Source organism: Vibrio sp. 10N.261.55.C5, from assembly GCF_041470505.1.
GTDB lineage: Bacteria > Pseudomonadota > Gammaproteobacteria > Enterobacterales > Vibrionaceae > Vibrio > Vibrio crassostreae_C.
Window position 1 is genome coordinate 47902 of record NZ_JBFRMS010000015.1, and the last position, 18865, is coordinate 66766.

Sequence of the window (18865 nt, forward strand, 5' to 3'; positions counted from 1 at the left end):
AACTGAACTATTAACTAAACAAGTAAGGGAACAGTTGACGGCGTTCTTCTGGCGTTAAAGACTCGACTCTCGCGATGTTGGTATCAGGAATCGCTTCAGGGTTAGGGTAGTGCTTCAACACTTTTTCCATACTCGCTTCACGAATCAAATGGTAAACCGGGTACGGAGAACGGTTCGTTAGGTTCTCATCGTCTTCTGGATCCGCACCACCAAAACAATAGTCTGGGTGGAAGGTTGCCACTTGATAAACACCTTCCCAATCTTCTTGCTTGATCAACGCTTCAATCCAATCAATGAACATGTTGTAGTCGAAGAAATCTTGCAGCATGTTAGGTACAACCACCAACGTCGTCTCTAATTCTGCGACTGGCGTGTTATCTAACTCTACGAAATGCGTCATGATGTCTTGCAACAACGCTTCTTCCGTATTTGCTTCACTCACAAAGATCTTAATCTGTTTATTACGTTGTGGCTTGGCTGCGAATGGACACAGGTTTAGGCCAATAACGACATCGTCTAACCACTGTTTTACTTGGTCGTGGATGGTTTGAAGATCTGTGCTTTGAGTGTTCGACATAACAGGTTCCGAAATGAAATTTTGCGTAGGATATCAGAACGGACGTCAATCAAAAGCAATAATTGAGTTACAACCTCAGTCGTACTTTTGCTTGTGCGAGTTTAGAGGCCGATACTTGAAGTTGTTTTAATTGGTAGACCCAAGCAAATATCGCAACATAGAAGATTGAACCGCCCGCAATCACGCCATTCCAACCGAACAGTTGCCAGCAATACAAGAGTAAGAAACCACCTAAGCTCCCGCCAATATAATAGTGAACCAAGTAAAGTGCAGTTGCTGTCGCCTTAGCGCTCGGTGCTTTTTGACTCACCCAAGAGTAGGCAAGAGTGTGGGCAAAGAACGCACCGCCGCTAATCAGCAATAAACCAGCGAGCATGAACGGGACCTTATCGACCGCAGAAACGAGCATTCCAACTAAGCTGATACACACACCCATCAAGATTCCACTTAACGGATCAAAACGAAGTGTCCATTTGTTTGATAGCTTAGAGCTGACCGTACCGGCCAAGTAACATAGGAATATCAGTGAAGCTAAACCAACGGGTACCGAGTGAGGTTCGGATACTAGCCTAAAGCCCATTACAGAGTACAGGTTAACAAACAGCGCGAAGTTAGCACCACCAATCAACATGGCAAGCCACAGTGTGCGGTTTCTTAAGTGCATTACAACGGAGCGGTTGTGATGAAAGAACAGCCCTTTTTGAGGTTTGAAGTTCTGTTGGTCAGGTAGGCGATAGGCAATAAAGAGTGCACCAAGCAATGAACCGACAACGAAAAACAGTACAGTTGCATGCCAATCGAAATAGTCTGTAATTAAGCCGCCTAATACACGTCCGAAGATTCCACCCAATGAGTTGGCCGCAATATAACCTCCAATCGCGACAGCAAAGGCTTTGGGTGTTAACTCCTCAACCATATAGGCAACCGCCACACCAGCAAACGCCGCCACAGCGATGCCCATAAATGCGCGGGCAATAACGAGTTGCAACAAGGTAGTCGTGAACACCATGCTTAACCCTATTAATGGGATAGCGAACAGACTGAACAGAATAATGGGTTTACGACCAAAGGTTTCAGAGGCAATTGCCCAAGGTACCAAGCTAATCGAAAGGCCGAGTGTTGTAGCAGCAAATAACCAGTTGATCTGAGTTTCAGATACTTGGAAGTGCTCCGCCATGTGCGGCAAGATAGGCTGAAAGAGGTAAAGGTTACAGAAAATGATAAATGAACCAATCGCCAATGATTGAGTGATACGTTTGTATTGAGGACTGCCTTTATCAAACATTTACGTTGTGCCTGCGCGAGTTAGTAAGCTATTTGTGAACAAGTTATCAGTACAGGTGTGATTAAAGAAATATATTAAAAATATCACCTCTATATATTAAATATATCGCCATGCTTGAATCAAAACCACTTCGACATTTTCTGGCTGTTGCTCAGTTTGGTAACTTCACCCAGGCGGCCAAAGCGCTGCATATCGCACAGCCTGCATTGAGTATCTCCATTAAAAAACTAGAACAGACACTAGAGTTGATTCTATTTCGTCGAGGCGATAAATCCGTCACTTTAACGGAGGAGGGCAAAGTACTGTTTGAGCATGCAAAGCGAATCGCCCAGCAGTTTGATGATGCTCAGCTCGCGATGAATGAACTAAAGGGGCTAGAAAAAGGCGAGGTTCGATTAGGCGCTCCAAGTATGATGGGCAGTTACTTTTTCCCCCAAGTAGTGATGGCATTTAAAAGCCAATACCCAAACCTAAAGTTGACCTTGATTGATGCTGGCACCGCATCTATTCGTGAAATGCTGTTAAACGGCGAACTCGATATTGGCGTAATCAACCATGAAAACGTGCCTGATGATCTTGAAACTGACCACCTGTTAAGCTCAGAAATGTTAGCTGTAGTTGGCAAAGATCACCCACTGGCAACGCAACCATCCATCACCTTTGAAGAATTTTTTGCTCAAGAGCTGATCATGTTCAAATCGGGCTACTTCCACCGCGATTTTATCGATGCGACTTGTAAGAAGTACAATCTTGATATGACCATTGCGTTCGAAACCAATTTATTGCCAATGATTCTTTCTATCGTGAAGCGAGAGTTTGCCATCACCGCGTTGCTTAGCTTGGTGACAGAATACGAGGAAGATGTCGTAGGCGTGCCATTTAAAGACCCTGTGAAACTGAACCTATCTTTGGCGTGGAGAAAGGAAGGGTATCTGTCAAAAGCAGACCGAACCTTTATTGATTTCGTTAAGCGGTATGTGTGATTTAGTAAGATTTAAATAAACAAAGCCCGAACATCCTAGATTGGATATTCGGGCTTTGTTGTATAGAAGTATGACTGGCTCAGAGCACGTTAGGTGTTCTTTGAGTTATACATCTTATCGAAGTTTTTCTGATTCCAGCCGACCATCACTTGATCGCCGATTTTAAGCACGGGGATAGAACGAGCACCCATTGCTTGCAATTCTTTACGGCCACGCTGCATCTTTGCATTCGTCAGGCGGTAAACAATTTTCTTAGAGTCTAAATACCTTTGGGCATCTTTACAGTGCGGGCATTTGTCTGCGACGTACAATACAACACGTTTCATTTTTTCATTCTCTTGGTGAATCTCGCTAAAGTGTAACGAATCCTAGGTGATTAGAAAAGTGTGATCAGTTACACTATGCGGCTCAATTTTCAAGACCACAACGTATTGTCGTGGTGTAACTTGTACGGTCTTTCAGCATGCATCCTTCTTTACGCTATATTCAAGGCTATCCTAAGCACATTCTTGATCCTGTTACTCAACTTGTAGAGTCGGGTAAATTGGTGCCTTGGTTTGAAGCTCGCTACCCAAAGAATCATGAAATAAAAAGCGAGAAAGCCCTGTTTGACTATGCGATTGAGATAAAAAATCGCTACATGAAAAAAACACCACCGATCAGCAAAGTGATTTACGACGGCAAGATACACCTAATCAATAATGCGTTAGGTCTGCATTCTTACGTTGCTAAGAATCACGGTGGAAAGATCAAATCAAAGAATGAAATTCGTATCGCCAGTGTTTTTAAAAATGCACCAGAACCTTTGCTAAGAATGCTGGTGGTACACGAACTGGCGCATATCAAAGAGAAAGAGCACGACAAAGCCTTTTACCAACTATGCTGTCACATGGAACCGGAATATCATCAACTTGAGTTGGATGCCCGTTTATTCATGATGTATTTAGATTTAAAGAAGTAGCCCAATGAGCCAATCACAAAATAGAACGACGCTAAGCCTGTCGAAAAACAGCACTTCATCAGCAAAAACAAAAGATAACCAAGCTAAAGAAGGCAGCGACAAGCGTATTTCTACAAAGAACACATCTGATAAAAGCCGCAAGAATAGTGCACCCAAAGGCGCGGGCAATAACAAAGCAAAGCGACCTTTTGCAAAAGACAGTAAAGGGAAGCAGGGTGCAAATAAAGGATCATCGAATAAGGGTTCTTTCAATAAAACGGCTTTTAACAAGAACGCAGCTCAGAAAAGACGCTCGGCTGAAAAACCTCAAGGTGGATTACACCCAAGAAACCAGCACACTGGCCGCTATAACTTCGAGTTACTAGTTGCAGCCTTGCCTGAGCTAAAAGAGCATCTGATCAAGAATCCGGTTGGCGAAGACACCATTAATTTCTCTGATCCATTGGCCGTTAAGCTACTCAACAAAGCTTTGTTGGCGCATCACTATGGCGTTAAACATTGGGATATTCCTGCTGGTTACTTGTGCCCGCCAATTCCTGGTCGTGCAGACTACATTCACAGAGTGGCCGACATCCTTAATAGCGATGGCCAAGGTGAACCCTATAACCACGCGTCTGTGAAAGCATTAGATATTGGTGTCGGTGCAAACTGTATCTACCCAATCATTGGTGCGACAGAGTATAAGTGGCGTTGTACAGGGACAGATGTTGATTCAGTCTCCATCAAAACAGCGAACTTCATAGCGGAAAGCAACCCTAATCTAAAAGGTAAGATCCGCGCTCGCCTACAAGCTGACTCTGAATCTATCTTTAAGGGCGTGATTAAGGATAATGAACGTTACGATGTCACTATTTGTAATCCTCCATTCCACAGCTCTCTTGAAGAGGCTGAAAAGGGGTCACAACGTAAACTGGATAATCTAGCGGCGAACCGTGCTAAGAAAGCCGGTCAGTCATTCAAGCCTGAAACGAACAAGAAGCCAGTTAAGTTAGATAAATCAACTAAGCAAGCTAAACCAACCTTAAACTTTGGTGGTCAAAAAGCCGAGCTTTGGTGCCCAGGTGGTGAAGCCGCTTTCATTATGAAGATGGCAAGAGAGAGTCAACTTTTTGCTACTCAAGTTTTGTGGTTTACGACATTGATTTCTAAGAAAGACAACGTCGATATGGTTCGTTCAGAACTGGGCAAGCTGCGAGCGAAACAAGTAAAAGTCGTCGAGATGTCACAAGGCCAGAAGGTAAGTCGCTTTATCGCATGGACCTTTATGGACGATGATCAAAGACAAGAGTGGATCGCGCTAAAATAGCGGCTGCACTTAGTTAAGATATTAAGCTGAAATACGGACGGGCTTGTTGTTAACGCAACAAGCCCGTTTTTTTGTGTTTTTCATATGCGCTAAGCAGAAAGTAACTCATCTAACTTACTCTGATATTTCTTCTCTAGAGCACTGTTACCTGCTTTGTTTTCGAGCTCGACCAAGATTTTAAGCGATGGAATTTGGTAGCCATAACGCTGGTGGAATTTGAATAAACGAAGCCTAGCGTCGTTGTAATCGGCGTCACTCACTTCAATTTTTGATAACTGTAGTATCGATTTCACGCGGTTTGGATCGTGGTCAATCGCTCTGCTGAAGTAGTACTTCGCTTGGTCTGTATTGCCAGCCTTAAATGCGCAAAACGCGGCGTTTTCATAACTTGCAGACACCAAGTAGTAGTAGGGTTGGTCGATGGCGCGATTGAAGTAATTATCGGCTTGTTCGTATTCGCCCTGTTTACACAAGAAGGTACCGTAGTTGTTCAATACATTGCCATTTCTTGAATCAAGACTGAGTGCTTTGCGGTAAGTGCTTCTCGCTTCATCTACTTCACCCACTTGTTCGTAGTAATGCGCCATTGAAAGCCGAGCACGGTAGTAGCTAGGTGCGTGTTTAATCGCGAGCTCAAGGTTTTCACGCGCTCTCACCATATTGCCTTGTCCCATATAGCCCAAACCTAATTCGATTCGAGATTCAGACATCGCGATAGGATCACTTTCAATCTTTGGCGGTCCTTCAGTGACAGAGACACAACCGGCCAAGGAAAGCGAGGCAAGTAGTACCACACTTGATAACGAAAGAGGGCGGGACAACGAAATCGGATTTGAAAATGATGGCTTGGCAGGCATGTGAAGCTCCTTATGAACACCAACCCATCATATGAAATCAAACCCATTGAAGTCGTAAATCTATCATGGAATGCGACCCACACACCATAAAAAAACCGCGTCCAATTCATCGTTTTATCAACAACATACTGAACACGGTTTATGTGTTTGTGAATCGGAAGAAAGAACTTAATCGTCTTTGGTAAAGTTGTCTTCGCTGAAATGATCCAGATCGTAAGGCGTTTGTTGGTAAACGCAGTAGTTTAGCCAGTTTGAGAACAACAAGTGTCCGTGGCTGCGCCAGCTTGCAACCGGTTTGTTGTCTGGATTGTTATTCGGGTAGTAGTTGATTGGTATCACAGGCTCCATGCCTTCACCCAAATCACGAATGTACTCATTGTGAAGTGTGTGAGAGTCGTACTCAGGGTGACCCGTTACAAACACGTTTCGTTTATCTTTGGTCGCCGCTAGGTATACGCCCGCAACATCAGAAGTCGCAAGAACATCAAGGTCAGTATGTTCCGCTAAGTACTCTTGAGAGAAGTCCGCATAGCGAGAGTGCGGAGCCAAGAATGTATCGTCGAAGCCACGTAAAATAGGGTGGTATGGGTTATGTATCTCGTGGTTGTAAACACCAGACAGCTTCTCTTTTCGAGTGCGTTTTGGCAAATCATAGAGTAATTTCAAACCAGCCTGAGCTGCCCAACACACGTATAGAGTTGAAGTAACGTGCTTGTTTGCCCATTCCATGATGGTTTTCAGATGGTCCCAGTAGATCACATCTTCAAATTGAACCAAGCCAAGCGGCGCACCAGTGATGATCAATCCATCAAAGTTTCTGCCTTTGACCATTTCAAATTGGCGATAAAAGTTATCAAGGTGTTCAGTCGGTGTGTTTTTACTTGGTCGATCATCAATGCGCAGCAGCTCTACATCCACTTGCAATGGGCTGTTCGATAGTAGGCGTAAAAATTGAGTTTCAGTTTCAATCTTCTTCGGCATTAGGTTGAGGATCAAGACTCGAAGTGGACGAATTTCCTGTGTCGATGCTCTTGATAACGGCATAACGAAGATGTTTTCTTCACGAAGAACATCGGATGCTGGCAATTGGTCTGGAATGCGAATAGGCACAGCTTTCTCCCTAAGCTAGATATGTAGACGTCTATACATCTAAATCTATAGTAGTTTGATACGCTTGTCGATATGCAAAATGGATAGATGTAAATTATTTGTGTTTTCTATCAGAGGCAATCCACGCGCTTCGAGGGGAGTCTCATTGTATTCAGTGATTGTCTGAGTCGTGTGTAAGTACTTGGTTTTCGTATGCTGAGCAGAGGCAGTTATCAGAGCAACTCGTTACTATTTACGATAAACTCATGTTTTCAAATTAGCCTGTAAAGTGACAGATGAAGTTAATACTCATTCGAGGGTTGCCCGGTTCTGGCAAATCAACAAAAGCAAAAACCTACGATGCATTGCATGTCGAAGCCGATATGTATTATGTGAATGAGCAAGGTGAGTACCATTTTGATCCTAGGCAGCTGCGACAAGCTCATGAGTGGTGTCAAAACACAGCTGAAAACGGCTTAAAGCAAGGGTTTGATGTGGTTGTTTCAAATACCTTTATTAAGCATTGGGAAATGAAAGCCTACCGCCAACTTGCACTCAAATATAAAGCAGAATTAATTATCGAAGTGTGCCGAGAGCAATATGGCACTATTCACGACATTGAACCTTCAGTAATTAAGCGTATGGCGAAAGACTGGCAAGAATAGCCTCGTTCTTCTTCTGCTTGCGTGGCTGAATGGCAAATAGAATTAAATTAATAGAACAACTTCAAGGTAACGATTGAAATGGCAAAGCGCTCTGTTGTGGTCGACATGACTTCTTATGGTATCTATTCCACATGGGATTCAAAATCTAAAGATCTTCCAAAAATCCAAGAGTTCACCACCACCGTTGATGCTGAAATCGACGTAGAGTTTGGCTATATCCTGAATATCAAAAAAGCCAAAGGTGAGAAGATCCGTTACTGCATTTATCACCCAAACATCACCACAGACAAAGGTGAAGTGCTCGAACCGTTTGATGGTGAGGAGTATGTCGGTAACAATGACTGGGATTTCTACTTAGGTGACACTATCTGGGCTCCTGTCTCGAACAAGCTAGGAAAGTGGCGCATGACGGTTGAGCTAAAAGGCAACATCATCGCCGACAAGACATTCGACCTAGTAGCAAAAGACGAAGGCCAATTCTGGAAGCGTAGAGGGTTTTAGATTCGACCTTCTATGTTCACCTAAACAACAAAAAGCCGAGCATCGTGATGATGTCTCGGCTTTTTTCATTGTGCTAGATAGAAGTGACTACCTAACTAATGGATTCGATTATTGCGTTACGTAAGCCACAACAAACTCAGTGATTGCGACCATGTCTTTCACTGCAATGTACTCTTCAGTGGTGTGAACTTTCGCCATACCAGTAGAAAGGTTAACTGTTGTCAGGCCTTTTGCGTTGAAGTTGTTTGCATCGCTACCGCCGCCAGTGCGTTTAGTGTTCGCTGTGACGCCAAGCTTCTCAAACGCCGATTTGATAGAAAGAATGTGCGGATGATCGTCTGCAATAACGAATGCATCGTAAGCACGAGTTGATTCGATTTCTACTTCAGCGCCGAACTGCTTAGCACTTTCTTGGAATGTAGAGATCATATGTTCAACTTGAGCCGTTAGCTTTTCGCCGTTTAGAGAACGTGCTTCAGCCACGACTTTAAGCTCTGGCATTACGATGTTAGTTGCTTGACCACCTTCAACAATACCAACGTTTGCTGTCGTTTCTTCATCGATACGAAGTAGGTTCATCTTAGTGATAGCGTCTGCAGCAACTTGAATTGCGCTGATGCCTTCTTCTGGTGCTAAACCAGCGTGAGCAGGGCGACCTTTGATTTTAGCAACAATCTTCTGCTGGCCAGGCGCTGCGTTTACGATAGTGCCAATTGGACCGCCTGTATCAAGTACGATTGCGTGCTCAGATTGAATGTAAGACATATCGAAGTTCAAAGAGCCGAACAGACCGCCTTCTTCGAATACAGTAAATGCAATCTCGATAGTTTTGTGCTCTTGTCCTTCAGCTTTAATGCAACGAACCGCTTCCATGATAGCTGCGATACCAGACTTGTCGTCACCACCTAGAATTGTGTTGCCTTTTGAACGGATGATACCGTCTTCGAGGATTGGCTCAATGCCGATGCCTGGCGTTACTGTGTCCATGTGGCAGCTGAACACTGTGCTACCTGGAAGAGTGCCATCTAGACGAGCGTAGATGTTGAAACCATTAGACACTTCTTCAGGAACCGCCAGTTTGTGAACTTCAAAACCTAGTTCACCGAGTTGCTCAGCCAAAGCTTCAGCAATCGCTTTTTCGTTACGAGATTCACTATCAATTTTCACTAGATCGCAGAAATGTTCTACAAGACGTTGTTCATTAATTTGGGTCATTGTTAATTCTCATTATGCTTCCGCTTGTTCAAAAAGAAGCCGCGGAGGTAGGAACAGGAAAATCACTATAACGCCAATGAGGTAGATGATTGTCTGAGTTAAATCAAGAAAGTTGCCTGATTATTCTAATTAATGAGAAAAACCCAATTCAGATCCACCAGTGCGCAGGATTTTAATCTGTATATCTGTCGGGTATAATGTTTGACCGCTCTTAAAAAAACGTCAATAAAATTGGAATTCAATCAATAATGGCCCTGATAAATGAATAGAAACAATGTGTTAGGTTCATTCCTTTTCGTGGTGCTGATGAGTATTGTGCTGGGGCTGTATTTGCTCTATCCAACTTATGACGACGATTTAAAGCATATTCGCCCTGAAAACCCGAGTGTTTATAGTCCAGAGAAAGAGTTATCACTCTCTCAATATGGATCTGCGTTGATCGATATTCTCGATGTATCTCGTGGTGACCCTAATTTAGCTTCCCTACAACTTGAGGCTCTCCAAGCCAAGTTCCCAGACCAAGATAAAGCCATCTATCGTGCTTACGAATTGATGATTTTGTCGAACCTCGCGCAACATAAGTTGGATACCAAAGCGGTTTCCGAATACGTCAGGCAGATTAAAGCACTCGCACAACACGAACATATGGGTTGGTTAAAGGCCCAATCTCTCGTTGAATTAGCGATCGAATACATCAGTACGGGTGAGCTAGCGGAATCTGAAATCCAAATCAGAGCTGCGATAGATATCGCAGAATCGCTCCACTATGAAGAGTTGTTGATTAAGGCCTATAACACGGCTGGTGTCATCAACAACATCCGCAATGACTTTCCTGAAGCTCAATACTTTTTCCATAAAGGTTTAGACCTTGGTAAGAAGTACCCTCATCACATCTACAACAGCAAGTTAGTGTCAAATATGGCACTGCTTTATATCTATTTGGAAGACTGGCCTAAAGCGCTCAAGCTGATTAAAAGAGCCAAAAAGCTCTATTACAAGAGTGGACTACTCGAAGCGTCTACCATCGGCGTGCTGCATGTGAATGAGTCTTTTGCTTATCTGCGCAGTGGTGATTTAGTCAAAGGCCGAGAAGCATATCAAAGTGCGGCTAAGCTAAATGGCGATAACGTGAGTGAACGATACAAAATCATCCTATTAAAAGCAGAGAGTGATGTGTTGTTGGCGGAAAAGAACTTTGAGTCAGCACGACAAGTCGCAAACTTGTGTCTTAGATACCCAGGCGTGGACAAATACACACTTCAATTGGGGCAGTGTTACCTAAATAGAGCCTTAGCGAACATTGGTTTGAACCGAGATAATTTTGTTTTTGCTGATCTAAAGCGATCGTCTGCAATGTTCGATGTTGTGGGGACTCGCAGCTGGAAGGTCCTCGGCTTAAGAACACTTGCTGAATACTATGATTCAAGAGGCGACAGCGAGAACGCACTTCGCTACTTCAAGCTCTATTACAAGGGTAATAAAGCGCTGCTATTTGACAAGCGCCAGAGTGATATCTTTTTACTCGAGCAAGATTTCGCTACGGCATCATTAGCTCAAGAAAACGAACTGCTTAACGCAGAAAAAGAGTTGGGTGAGCTGACATTAGATAAGCAGCAATTACGGAATCGAATCGTCGTCGCTTTGGGTATCATGGTGATGATAAGCGCCACGTTACTATTGATAAGGTTACGCTCGATCCAGAAGACCAACAAAGAACTACTTAAGCAATCAACAAGATGCGAACTGACAGGCTTATACAATAGGCGTTACTTAGAGCAACGGTTAACTCAGCCGATGCCACATCATTTGTCGTCGTTTGGGTATACGCTCGCTATTCTAGATTTAGACCGCTTCAAACAAGTTAATGACACTTATGGGCATGATATTGGTGACCAAGTGCTGGTGGAAGTCGCTAAGCGTTTAGAGAAAATCTTATCAACAAACGATGTAGTGGCAAGATGGGGTGGGGAAGAGTTTGTTTTGTTGCTGGCTGGGAATCAAGATCCTAATAAAGAGCTTAAGCTTATAAGGCAAGCGATCGCTGACCGAGCGATTGAAACGCATTCTGGCCCATTAGAATTAACCACATCGATTGGTGCGACGACTCATCTAACGGAGCAACAGTTGAATAGCCGTACCTATAAGAAACACTTGAAATCGGCAGACGATGCTTTGTATCAAGCTAAGCAGTCAGGGCGCAATAAAGTCGTTATCATTTGAGTTCCTAAACTTAGTTAATCCCCTGCAATCAAGAAACCTGAACTTCAATAACTAAGCGAATAAGAGTGCTTATCTGAACTAATACGGCTATTTACTCTTATTCGCTTAATTCATACTGTGATTTGGCTTGGTGGGTTACTTAGCGGCACCTTGAAGCATTTCAACCAATTCGCCTTCTGTCGCTGGTTCGCTAGCGAGTTCAATCACAGCCGAAGCTCCTCCCTTTAACATGTAGGCTTGGGTTCCGCAGTGGTCATAGTGGAACCATTTACCATCTACACATACGTCGGTATAACATCTTGGGTCTTGTTTAAGTTCCATATCAATTTCCTTATTAACATTTGCCTAACGTTTTTCAGACTAGTTGATCACAAATCTAGGTAAATTGATCTAAATCAATCTAGAGTGTAATTGATGATTTAATTATCAAAATAAGAGAGGTGTGTCTAGCGAAGGAGCGACCTCTCGTTGGGCACTGCGCTCAAAGGTCGTGATTCTGGTTGGCGACTCTCGCTCTTTTGCTTGCCAGGTGATGCTTTTCTACATACGCTAGCTACTCTCTTAATCCCTATACAGACTTGATTGTGTTGGAAAATGACTAATATCTTTATCGTTGTAATTGTTCTGGTTGTGTTCTTTTACTTTATTCAAAAGTATGTGGTGAAACACGATGACACCAAAGACCACGCTTATCAGAAGAAAGGCGCGTTGATGTCGGCGCAACAGGCGACATTCTATAATGCGCTAAAATCAGCTGTGGGCAACCATGGGGAAGTGTTTGCTAAAGTCAGCATGTCGAACGTACTTGTTCCTGCTAAGACGAACAATAAGAAGAATTGGTTTATCGCCAACAACAAGATCTCACGTAGTTACTTCGACTTTGTTGTTTGCGACCCGCGAACGCTAGAGCCCCGCGTTATTATCGAACTTGATAACGGCAAAGAGCTCAATAAAGGGAAAGTCGATCGCGAAAAGCTACTAATTCACGTGTGTAAATCGGCAGGTTTACCTCTGATTGGTGCATCTATTAAACACAGCTACCAAGTGAGCCGTTTGAAGAGGTTACTGGCAGCACACATCGATTTAATCGAGCCATCAAAAGAAGTGCGATTTTGTAAGAAGTGTGGTAGCCCAATGATCATCAAACTGGCAAGCCAAGGCGATTACAAAGGCCGACGCTTCTTCACTTGTAGCCGCCAGCCAAACTGCACCTATACCGAAAACTACAACGTTGTATTCGATGTTGAAGAATAGTTGGTATCGATAGTAATGCATCCGGTTGGACTCCATTCAATCGCTTAGATACGAATAAGTTATACAAACTAAAAAGCCGAGCATTGATTATGCTCGGCTTTACTAATATTAAGTGGATTGGTTTAGACTAAAACGCGTAACGCATACCGAGCTGTAGCTCATCTTCGTCGTTATCGCCTTGCCCACCTTCGCCCTCGTCTAACATGTTAAACTTATAACTACCAAAGAAGGCCACATCGCCAATATAACGTGCGTATTCTAGACCGATAAAGTTAATGTCGTAATCTGCAATATCGTCAGCTTCAAAGTAGCTGTAGGTCAGGTTGACGGTGTTGGCACCAAACGAGTATCCCAAGTAAGCATCGGCAGAATCGTAGTCTGAATCTTTTACGCCTAGACCTGAAATACTACCAAATTGATAGAGTGCGGCGAACCAAACCCCCTGATCGTTGGTGTACTTAACCGCACCAATATAGGCATCAGAAGTTTCTGTATCTGTCCCAACGCCATAGGTTTCATCACTTGACGCATAACCGACGCCAATATCTAACCCAATCGAAGTGCTGCCGGCGACAACTGCACCGAAGCCGTCACTTTGTGCTGATTCACTATCTGAATTGAAATTGCCATCAATTTGAAAGGTGATGTTGTCGCTTGTCAGTTCATAACGTAAAACATTTTTTGCTCGATCAGCAGTCGACACCGTGTATTCATTGATATAGCCGCTGAAGGTTTCAGCCATATCCGTCCAATCGGTTAAGTAGGTAACGGCATTATTTTGGTGGCCATAATAGACGTTACCGTGATTGGTTTGAACACCCGTATATAAGAATCGAGTGTTAATGCCGATATCATCTGATGCGCCATCTTCAGACTCTGTTAGTTCGAATTCATATTTCCCAAAAAAGGAAACATCGTCCGACGCTTTTTGTGTGCCATCGACACTTAAGCGGACACGTGATCTATCACTATAGGTGCTACTATTACCAGCACTTTTATTCGCATCAGAGAAATTCCCTCGAACTTCTGCGCGGCCGCCGATATTGAATACTGTTTCATCTGTCTCATAAATGGTCGCCGCCGATACGGCAGATGTCGATAGTATGCTCACCACTGCAATGGCGATATGTGATTTTTTCATAATTTATTCCCTATTTTTCACACTTGTATTTATCGTAAACCATAAATTCACGTATAGCATTGAATTCAGATTATTGATTCCTACAGGTTATGAATATAGGCGCGCTTTACCATTATGCAAATTTCATTATGTATTACTGTGCTGTATGTATTCAAAATAGCTATGATGTGTGGGGTTGGGTTTTGAATTGCTTATAGATTGTTGCTCTTGAGGGAGATTAATTGTAGCTGATGTTTTTCGACTATAGAGTGCTATCGTATTTATGTATGTTGGTAATAACCCGGCCACTTTATATGAAAAATCCGAATTTAGTCATTGCGGCCTAGTAATTCGATGACGACGATTACAAAATCGTGGTGATTTTTATGAATGATGTATTTCAGTGAGTTACAAAGCCTCTGCGTGCCTTTCACTTATAATGATCAAAATACTACGGTAACCCAATGGGCAAGCAAAATTTTTGACACTAAATATAGGCATTGATCTATACCTGTATGGTTACTGTAAAGGCCAAGAAAAACGGTATAGACAACAAAAATCCCAAATTGAACACATTAGGTTAGTTAATTGGTTGTCATCAAGGATTAGAATTTTTTCTAACTAAACTTTGTTTTTCAGCGGTTTGACGATAATCTGGGTGTAAAATCGACATGTTGTTATGTCTTTGATTGCAAAGTGAGCAAACGAATCGCAAGATGCCAGTTAATACTTGCACCATCTGTTTATCATAGATATCATCATTGGCGTTCTAAGGGAATGCGTCCGTAGCTCAGTTGGTTAGAGTACCGCCTTGACATGGCGGGGGTCGGTGATTCGAGTTCACTCGGACGCACCATTCCTTATTTGTTTTTATTGCATAACTATTGAGTTTGTCACAATGGTAGTAATAAGAAATTAGAACATCGCCCGCTTAGCTCAGTTGGTTAGAGTACTTGCATGACATGCAAGGTGTCACTGGTTCGAGTCCAGTAGCGGGCACCACATTATACGAAAGAGCCCACCTAGTGTGGGCTTTTTTGTGTCTGCGTTTCTGGAAAGTACCTTAAATAGCATCATTCTTGTCTGCCTCCCCGTTGAATAATTATTGGATGGGCTAAGTGACTCATATCTCTCAAACTCGATTTGTGACCGCGTGGTGACCATGCTGTGACAACCTTCTAAGCATCTACAGTTTGGAGTAACAGAACATTTAAGAAATAGTCATCAGCACATTTTTAAAAAGAATGCTCTCGTTAATCTGAGTCTGGTGCGGTTTGAAGGGTCCAGCACTACGGTTAATGCAAAACTACTATAGAACTTAGGCTCAAGTTATCAACGTTAACTTTGTGCGGCCAGTGAAGTGGGTGTGAAACAAATTATAGTGTTCTTGTTAACGGGTGATGGCTGATGAGTTATTTCAAGGTGAACTAGGCGCCAGTTGTAGGTGAGGGTAGATTCAAGCAGAGTATGGAAATGTTCAAAAATGGGAAATAGAAAAGAGCCAAATAAACATGGGTTCATTTGGCTCTTTTTTGAGTAGCTCTCATTAATGCAATTGCTTCAAAGAAAAACTGATCCGTGATTGCATTGCAATCAACAGCCAACTGGCATCTCGATTATTTGGCTTGTCTTTACATAGATGTAGTGCTTTTAGTACACCGCGCGTGACTGAATCAATAAAGACATGTTCATGATGGAATTTATCTGGCCACAGTTCAGTACGTTGCTTGATAAGTTCGTAAATTTCATCGTATAGCCAATCAATATCTTGATGAGAGATTTTCTGAAAACGCTGAGCCTGAAGAATGTCACAGCACAAACTGGTGCAGTGAATAGCTAGAGGTGAATAAGCCATTTACTTTCCTCCATTTAAATTAGCATCTAATAACTTTTCAAAAGCACTGCCGTCTTGCCTGGTTAGGTTTGGTATATATCGGCTGTAAACTGTGAACAGCATTTTTGTAGTGGTATGGCCCATTTGGCTAGCTATCCACTCAGGTGCTTCTCCGGCTGCTAACCATAATGTTGCAGCCGTATGTCGAGTCTCATAAGGGCGGCGATATTCCATTCCCAAGTTTTTAAGTGTCGGCTTCCAGATTCGGTCTCTGACGTTACCTTTATCTAAAGGGTTTCCAGCTGCATTGCAGAACACATACTCCTTAGTACCAGTCACTTTGTATTGGGATTTTATAGCTTTAAGTACAACAGATGACATTTGAATGTCTCTTGTTGAACCCACCGTTTTCGTTGTGTCTGAACGGCCGTGTACAAACGTTTCTCGAACTGAAATTAAACCACGCTCAAAATCTACGTACTTCCATTTCAGACCATCGATCTCTGAGGTGCGCATTCCGGTGAAGAAACGAACGGTGAAGTAATCTTTAAAATCGGAACGTACCGATGATAAAAACAAGTTCACTTCGTTAAAATCAAACGGGTTTACATTAGTGCGTTCAACACGTAGTGGTTTGATGTTTTCAAACGTCGAACGAAAATCATAGCGATCTCCGGCTTCGCTCAAAATCATGCGCAGTGGTGTCATGACATGATTAATGAACTCGGCAGATAATTTTTTGCCGTTGTTACGCGGTTTCACTAAAGAAGCACGGTACTTTAAGATGTCAGGTCGAGAGATCTTCGCGACGTCTAAATGCCCGAAGTGAGGTACAAGGTACGACCATAAGTAGATCTTCATACTGTCCTTATAGCTTTCTTTCCAACGCACTTCGTTTTCGTCGTACCACTCCTGTGCGAAGCTTTCGAACAAGACAGTTTCAATTCCTTGTAGCCCTTGTACTGCCGTTTTGTAATTACCAAGTAATTCCTGTTTGCGTTTTTGAGCTTGGATGTCTTGTTTCAAAAATGTTTGAGCTTTCTTAGACTCAGGGAAGTACTCACTATATACAAAACAACTCAGGCGAATGTCGGCTTCAATTTGATTTAGCAGTTTCTGTAGCTTGCGTTGGTTTACTTGAGTTGCAGGCAGTGCAGTTTGCTCACGGCAACGCATACCTTCATATCGGAAGTCGAGATAGAGCTTACCGCTACGTGAATTGATACTACCCATGACACACCCTCCCGCCAGCCATTGGAATATACTGAAGGTTACGTGATGCAGATTGGTATAATTCTGCCTCTACCTCTTCCCAAATGTAGAGAATTTTTCTACCATTGAATGGTCGAATGTAGTGTTTACCTTCGATGAAAATTGAATCTCGCAGAGTCGAATTGATATAGTTGGCGCTAAATTTGATACGACCTGCAAGCTCTTTTGCTGTAAGTAATAATTGGTCCATTTGACCTCCATTGTTTGTGTTTTATCAAGACACATTATTATATCTTTTAGGAATTGATGTGTGATTAGATATAACTTAAAGGAACTTATAGATAAAAAATCAGCGGAAGAGGGACGGAAGATCTCTGGAGCTCAAATTGCTGCCGAAATAGGTATTCAGCGTTCGGCCATGGCGAAAATGATCCGAGATGAAGGGTACACTACAACCACAAAAACTCTTGATGCCTTGTGTCAGTACTTTGATTGTGATGTGTCAGAGGTTATTTGGTATCAGAAAAGGAATATTAGCTAAAAACTTATCGAGTGAAATGTAGGGTGTTTTTAGTCGTCACTTTACAATAGGTGTAGGCTGCTGTTTTAAAGCATTCAGCAAGGAGCGTTTATTCATGGATCTTTACACCATAAATACAGTCAGCCCTAGTTTCGAGTAGACAGATAATGTTCCATCTAGAACATCACCAATCTTATCGGGTTGTCTCGAACGAACCTTGATTTATCTAGGTAGACTTTCGTCAAAGTGAGCAGTCAATTGATAGGCTTCTGGTTGTTCTTTTAGCAGCTTTTGGTCTTGTATGACGCCCATACGTCGCAAGTAATAACTGACTAAAGCTCCACGAGTTACTATTTCCATCTTCTTGTTTTTCATAGCGTAGTCGTCAGCAACAACAACTTGTTGTTGCTCAGACAAGTAAGGGTTAGGTGTAATCATTAACTTAACTTGATGGTTCCAGTTGTCATCATGTTCTCGCATTTTTGGTGACTTATCCATTAAGTCAGGTTCGTTCCTAAAGCGACTTAACACGAAATCTCGAAATTCATTTTTCTCTTCACAATATGCTCTTACATGCCACCTGATCCCATCATAGACTAAGCTGTGAGGCGCAATAATTCGACCTCGAACCTCAGGTGTAGAGAGCGATACATAGTCAATATCGACGCGAAGGTTAGCCCTTGCTGCCGCAATTAATCCTCGAACAATGCTTGGTGATATAGCCCTTTCAGGAACGTTCAATACGGTCGATTGAGCTTCCCCCCAATTAAAGAACTCGAAGGTCTCTTCTTGGTTATATTGCTGATGAAGCATAAGTAGATACTCATGAGCAGTGCCTTGAGTAAATAAAGGCTTAAAGTTGTCTGCTGGCCTATAGCCTTTAATTGTTCTATCCAGTATCAATTGACCTTGGTCAGTTAAGCTAATGTACTTGTTGATATCCCTAGAAGCTTGTTGTCTCCCTATGTGAAAAGCATCACATAGGTGATTTGTCGTCAGTCGACCCTCCCAAAGAGCAATGATCTCAATTAGTCGAAATCGTACTTGTTGGTCCCATTTGATATCTGCTTGATTCATGTTCGTGCTCATAAATGTTACATGTTGATGTATACAGTATATACATGTAGTGAAAAAGTACATATATTTATTGTGGATATTGGCAAGGGCAAGAAAAGTCAGGAATCTTTACTGTGAGAGAGTCGATGGTATTGAAAGCTGTAACCTGATTTAGTGGCCACAAATTCAAACTGGTTGATTTTCAGTCAA

The 18865-nt window shown here is 42.6% G+C and carries 20 protein-coding genes and 2 tRNA genes; 10 read left to right on the forward strand and 12 right to left on the reverse strand.

Translation table 11 applies throughout. The annotated features are described in order from the left end of the window. Positions 1-10 precede the first annotated feature (10 nt). Positions 11-577, reverse strand: coding sequence for a DUF1415 domain-containing protein (locus AB4263_RS07830; RefSeq protein ID WP_017065531.1), 567 nt, complete (start codon positions 575-577; stop codon positions 11-13). 67 nt (positions 578-644) lie between these two features. Then, entirely contained in the window at positions 645-1862 is a 1218-nt protein-coding gene (locus tag AB4263_RS07835) for an MFS transporter (protein WP_372098031.1), read from the reverse strand. Between the two features lie 110 nt (positions 1863-1972). Between AB4263_RS07835 and AB4263_RS07840 the strand changes: the two genes are divergently transcribed. Beyond that, positions 1973-2845 (forward strand): LysR family transcriptional regulator, encoded by an 873-nt coding sequence (locus AB4263_RS07840; protein ID WP_017065533.1) that lies wholly within the window; start codon positions 1973-1975, stop codon positions 2843-2845. An 89-nt stretch (positions 2846-2934) separates the two neighbouring features. On the opposite strand, the gene AB4263_RS07845 is transcribed toward AB4263_RS07840, so the two are convergent. Beyond that, positions 2935-3171, reverse strand: a complete 237-nt coding sequence (locus tag AB4263_RS07845) for a glutaredoxin family protein (RefSeq protein ID WP_016786183.1) — start codon at positions 3169-3171, stop codon at positions 2935-2937. Positions 3172-3308: 137 nt separating this feature from the next. Here AB4263_RS07845 and AB4263_RS07850 point away from each other — a divergent pair, with 137 nt between their 5' ends. Together AB4263_RS07850 and rlmF are read left to right on the forward strand one after the other, a co-directional pair. Then, a complete protein-coding gene (locus tag AB4263_RS07850; RefSeq protein ID WP_004734935.1) occupies positions 3309-3806 on the forward strand; it encodes a YgjP-like metallopeptidase domain-containing protein in 498 nt (165 codons plus the stop codon). A gap of 4 nt (positions 3807-3810) precedes the next feature. After that, positions 3811-5112, forward strand: coding sequence for a 23S rRNA (adenine(1618)-N(6))-methyltransferase RlmF (gene rlmF, locus AB4263_RS07855; protein WP_372098032.1), 1302 nt, complete (start codon positions 3811-3813; stop codon positions 5110-5112). 89 nt (positions 5113-5201) lie between these two features. Here the strand turns inward: rlmF and pilW are convergent, their stop codons facing one another. Both pilW and metA read right to left on the reverse strand, forming a co-directional pair. Further along, positions 5202-5969 (reverse strand): type IV pilus biogenesis/stability protein PilW, encoded by a 768-nt coding sequence (gene pilW, locus AB4263_RS07860; RefSeq protein ID WP_017059173.1) that lies wholly within the window; start codon positions 5967-5969, stop codon positions 5202-5204. 168 nt (positions 5970-6137) lie between these two features. Continuing rightward, on the reverse strand, positions 6138-7079 hold the full coding sequence (gene metA / locus AB4263_RS07865; RefSeq protein ID WP_017059174.1) for a homoserine O-succinyltransferase: 942 nt from the start codon (positions 7077-7079) through the stop codon (positions 6138-6140). A 275-nt stretch (positions 7080-7354) separates the two neighbouring features. Between metA and AB4263_RS07870 the strand changes: the two genes are divergently transcribed. Both AB4263_RS07870 and AB4263_RS07875 read left to right on the forward strand, forming a co-directional pair. Beyond that, entirely contained in the window at positions 7355-7723 is a 369-nt protein-coding gene (locus AB4263_RS07870; protein ID WP_102333268.1) for an ATP-binding protein, read from the forward strand. 78 nt (positions 7724-7801) lie between these two features. Then, positions 7802-8224: a DUF3859 domain-containing protein gene (locus AB4263_RS07875; RefSeq protein ID WP_019824122.1), complete on the forward strand. Its 423-nt coding sequence runs from the start codon at positions 7802-7804 to the stop codon at positions 8222-8224. A 108-nt stretch (positions 8225-8332) separates the two neighbouring features. Here the strand turns inward: AB4263_RS07875 and AB4263_RS07880 are convergent, their stop codons facing one another. Beyond that, complete coding sequence (locus AB4263_RS07880) at positions 8333-9439, reverse strand: M20/M25/M40 family metallo-hydrolase (protein WP_372098033.1); 1107 nt, start codon at positions 9437-9439, stop codon at positions 8333-8335. A 261-nt stretch (positions 9440-9700) separates the two neighbouring features. Here AB4263_RS07880 and AB4263_RS07885 point away from each other — a divergent pair, with 261 nt between their 5' ends. Beyond that, complete coding sequence (locus AB4263_RS07885) at positions 9701-11659, forward strand: GGDEF domain-containing protein (protein ID WP_102427817.1); 1959 nt, start codon at positions 9701-9703, stop codon at positions 11657-11659. A 135-nt stretch (positions 11660-11794) separates the two neighbouring features. Here the strand turns inward: AB4263_RS07885 and AB4263_RS07890 are convergent, their stop codons facing one another. Further along, a complete protein-coding gene (locus AB4263_RS07890) occupies positions 11795-11980 on the reverse strand; it encodes a hypothetical protein (protein WP_372098034.1) in 186 nt (61 codons plus the stop codon). Positions 11981-12253: 273 nt separating this feature from the next. Here AB4263_RS07890 and AB4263_RS07895 point away from each other — a divergent pair, with 273 nt between their 5' ends. Beyond that, entirely contained in the window at positions 12254-12913 is a 660-nt protein-coding gene (locus AB4263_RS07895) for a DUF2726 domain-containing protein (protein WP_017065541.1), read from the forward strand. A 127-nt stretch (positions 12914-13040) separates the two neighbouring features. On the opposite strand, the gene AB4263_RS07900 is transcribed toward AB4263_RS07895, so the two are convergent. Then, the gene (locus AB4263_RS07900) at positions 13041-14054 is read right to left on the reverse strand and encodes a porin (protein ID WP_136979967.1); all 1014 of its coding nucleotides are present in this window, start codon (positions 14052-14054) and stop codon (positions 13041-13043) included. Positions 14055-14812: 758 nt separating this feature from the next. Between AB4263_RS07900 and AB4263_RS07905 the strand changes: the two genes are divergently transcribed. Both AB4263_RS07905 and AB4263_RS07910 read left to right on the forward strand, forming a co-directional pair. After that, positions 14813-14889, forward strand: a tRNA-Val gene (locus AB4263_RS07905). Between the two features lie 69 nt (positions 14890-14958). Then, a tRNA-Val gene (locus AB4263_RS07910) sits at positions 14959-15035 on the forward strand. A 544-nt stretch (positions 15036-15579) separates the two neighbouring features. Here AB4263_RS07910 and AB4263_RS07915 read toward each other — a convergent pair. Genes AB4263_RS07915 through AB4263_RS07925 form a run of 3 tightly spaced genes read right to left on the reverse strand, consistent with a single transcriptional unit; the run spans position 15580 to position 17329 of the window. Beyond that, positions 15580-15888, reverse strand: coding sequence for a hypothetical protein (locus AB4263_RS07915; RefSeq protein ID WP_102321029.1), 309 nt, complete (start codon positions 15886-15888; stop codon positions 15580-15582). Next, on the reverse strand, positions 15889-17100 hold the full coding sequence (locus tag AB4263_RS07920; RefSeq protein ID WP_372098035.1) for an Arm DNA-binding domain-containing protein: 1212 nt from the start codon (positions 17098-17100) through the stop codon (positions 15889-15891). It abuts the gene before it with no gap. Next, a complete protein-coding gene (locus tag AB4263_RS07925) occupies positions 17093-17329 on the reverse strand; it encodes a hypothetical protein (RefSeq protein WP_102321027.1) in 237 nt (78 codons plus the stop codon). The genes AB4263_RS07920 and AB4263_RS07925 overlap by 8 nt, the downstream gene beginning before the upstream one ends. A gap of 60 nt (positions 17330-17389) precedes the next feature. Between AB4263_RS07925 and AB4263_RS07930 the strand changes: the two genes are divergently transcribed. Then, positions 17390-17620, forward strand: coding sequence for a helix-turn-helix transcriptional regulator (locus tag AB4263_RS07930; RefSeq protein ID WP_102393890.1), 231 nt, complete (start codon positions 17390-17392; stop codon positions 17618-17620). A 201-nt stretch (positions 17621-17821) separates the two neighbouring features. Here the strand turns inward: AB4263_RS07930 and AB4263_RS07935 are convergent, their stop codons facing one another. After that, positions 17822-18676, reverse strand: coding sequence for a WYL domain-containing protein (locus AB4263_RS07935; protein WP_372098036.1), 855 nt, complete (start codon positions 18674-18676; stop codon positions 17822-17824). Between the last annotated feature and the right edge of the window lie 189 nt (positions 18677-18865).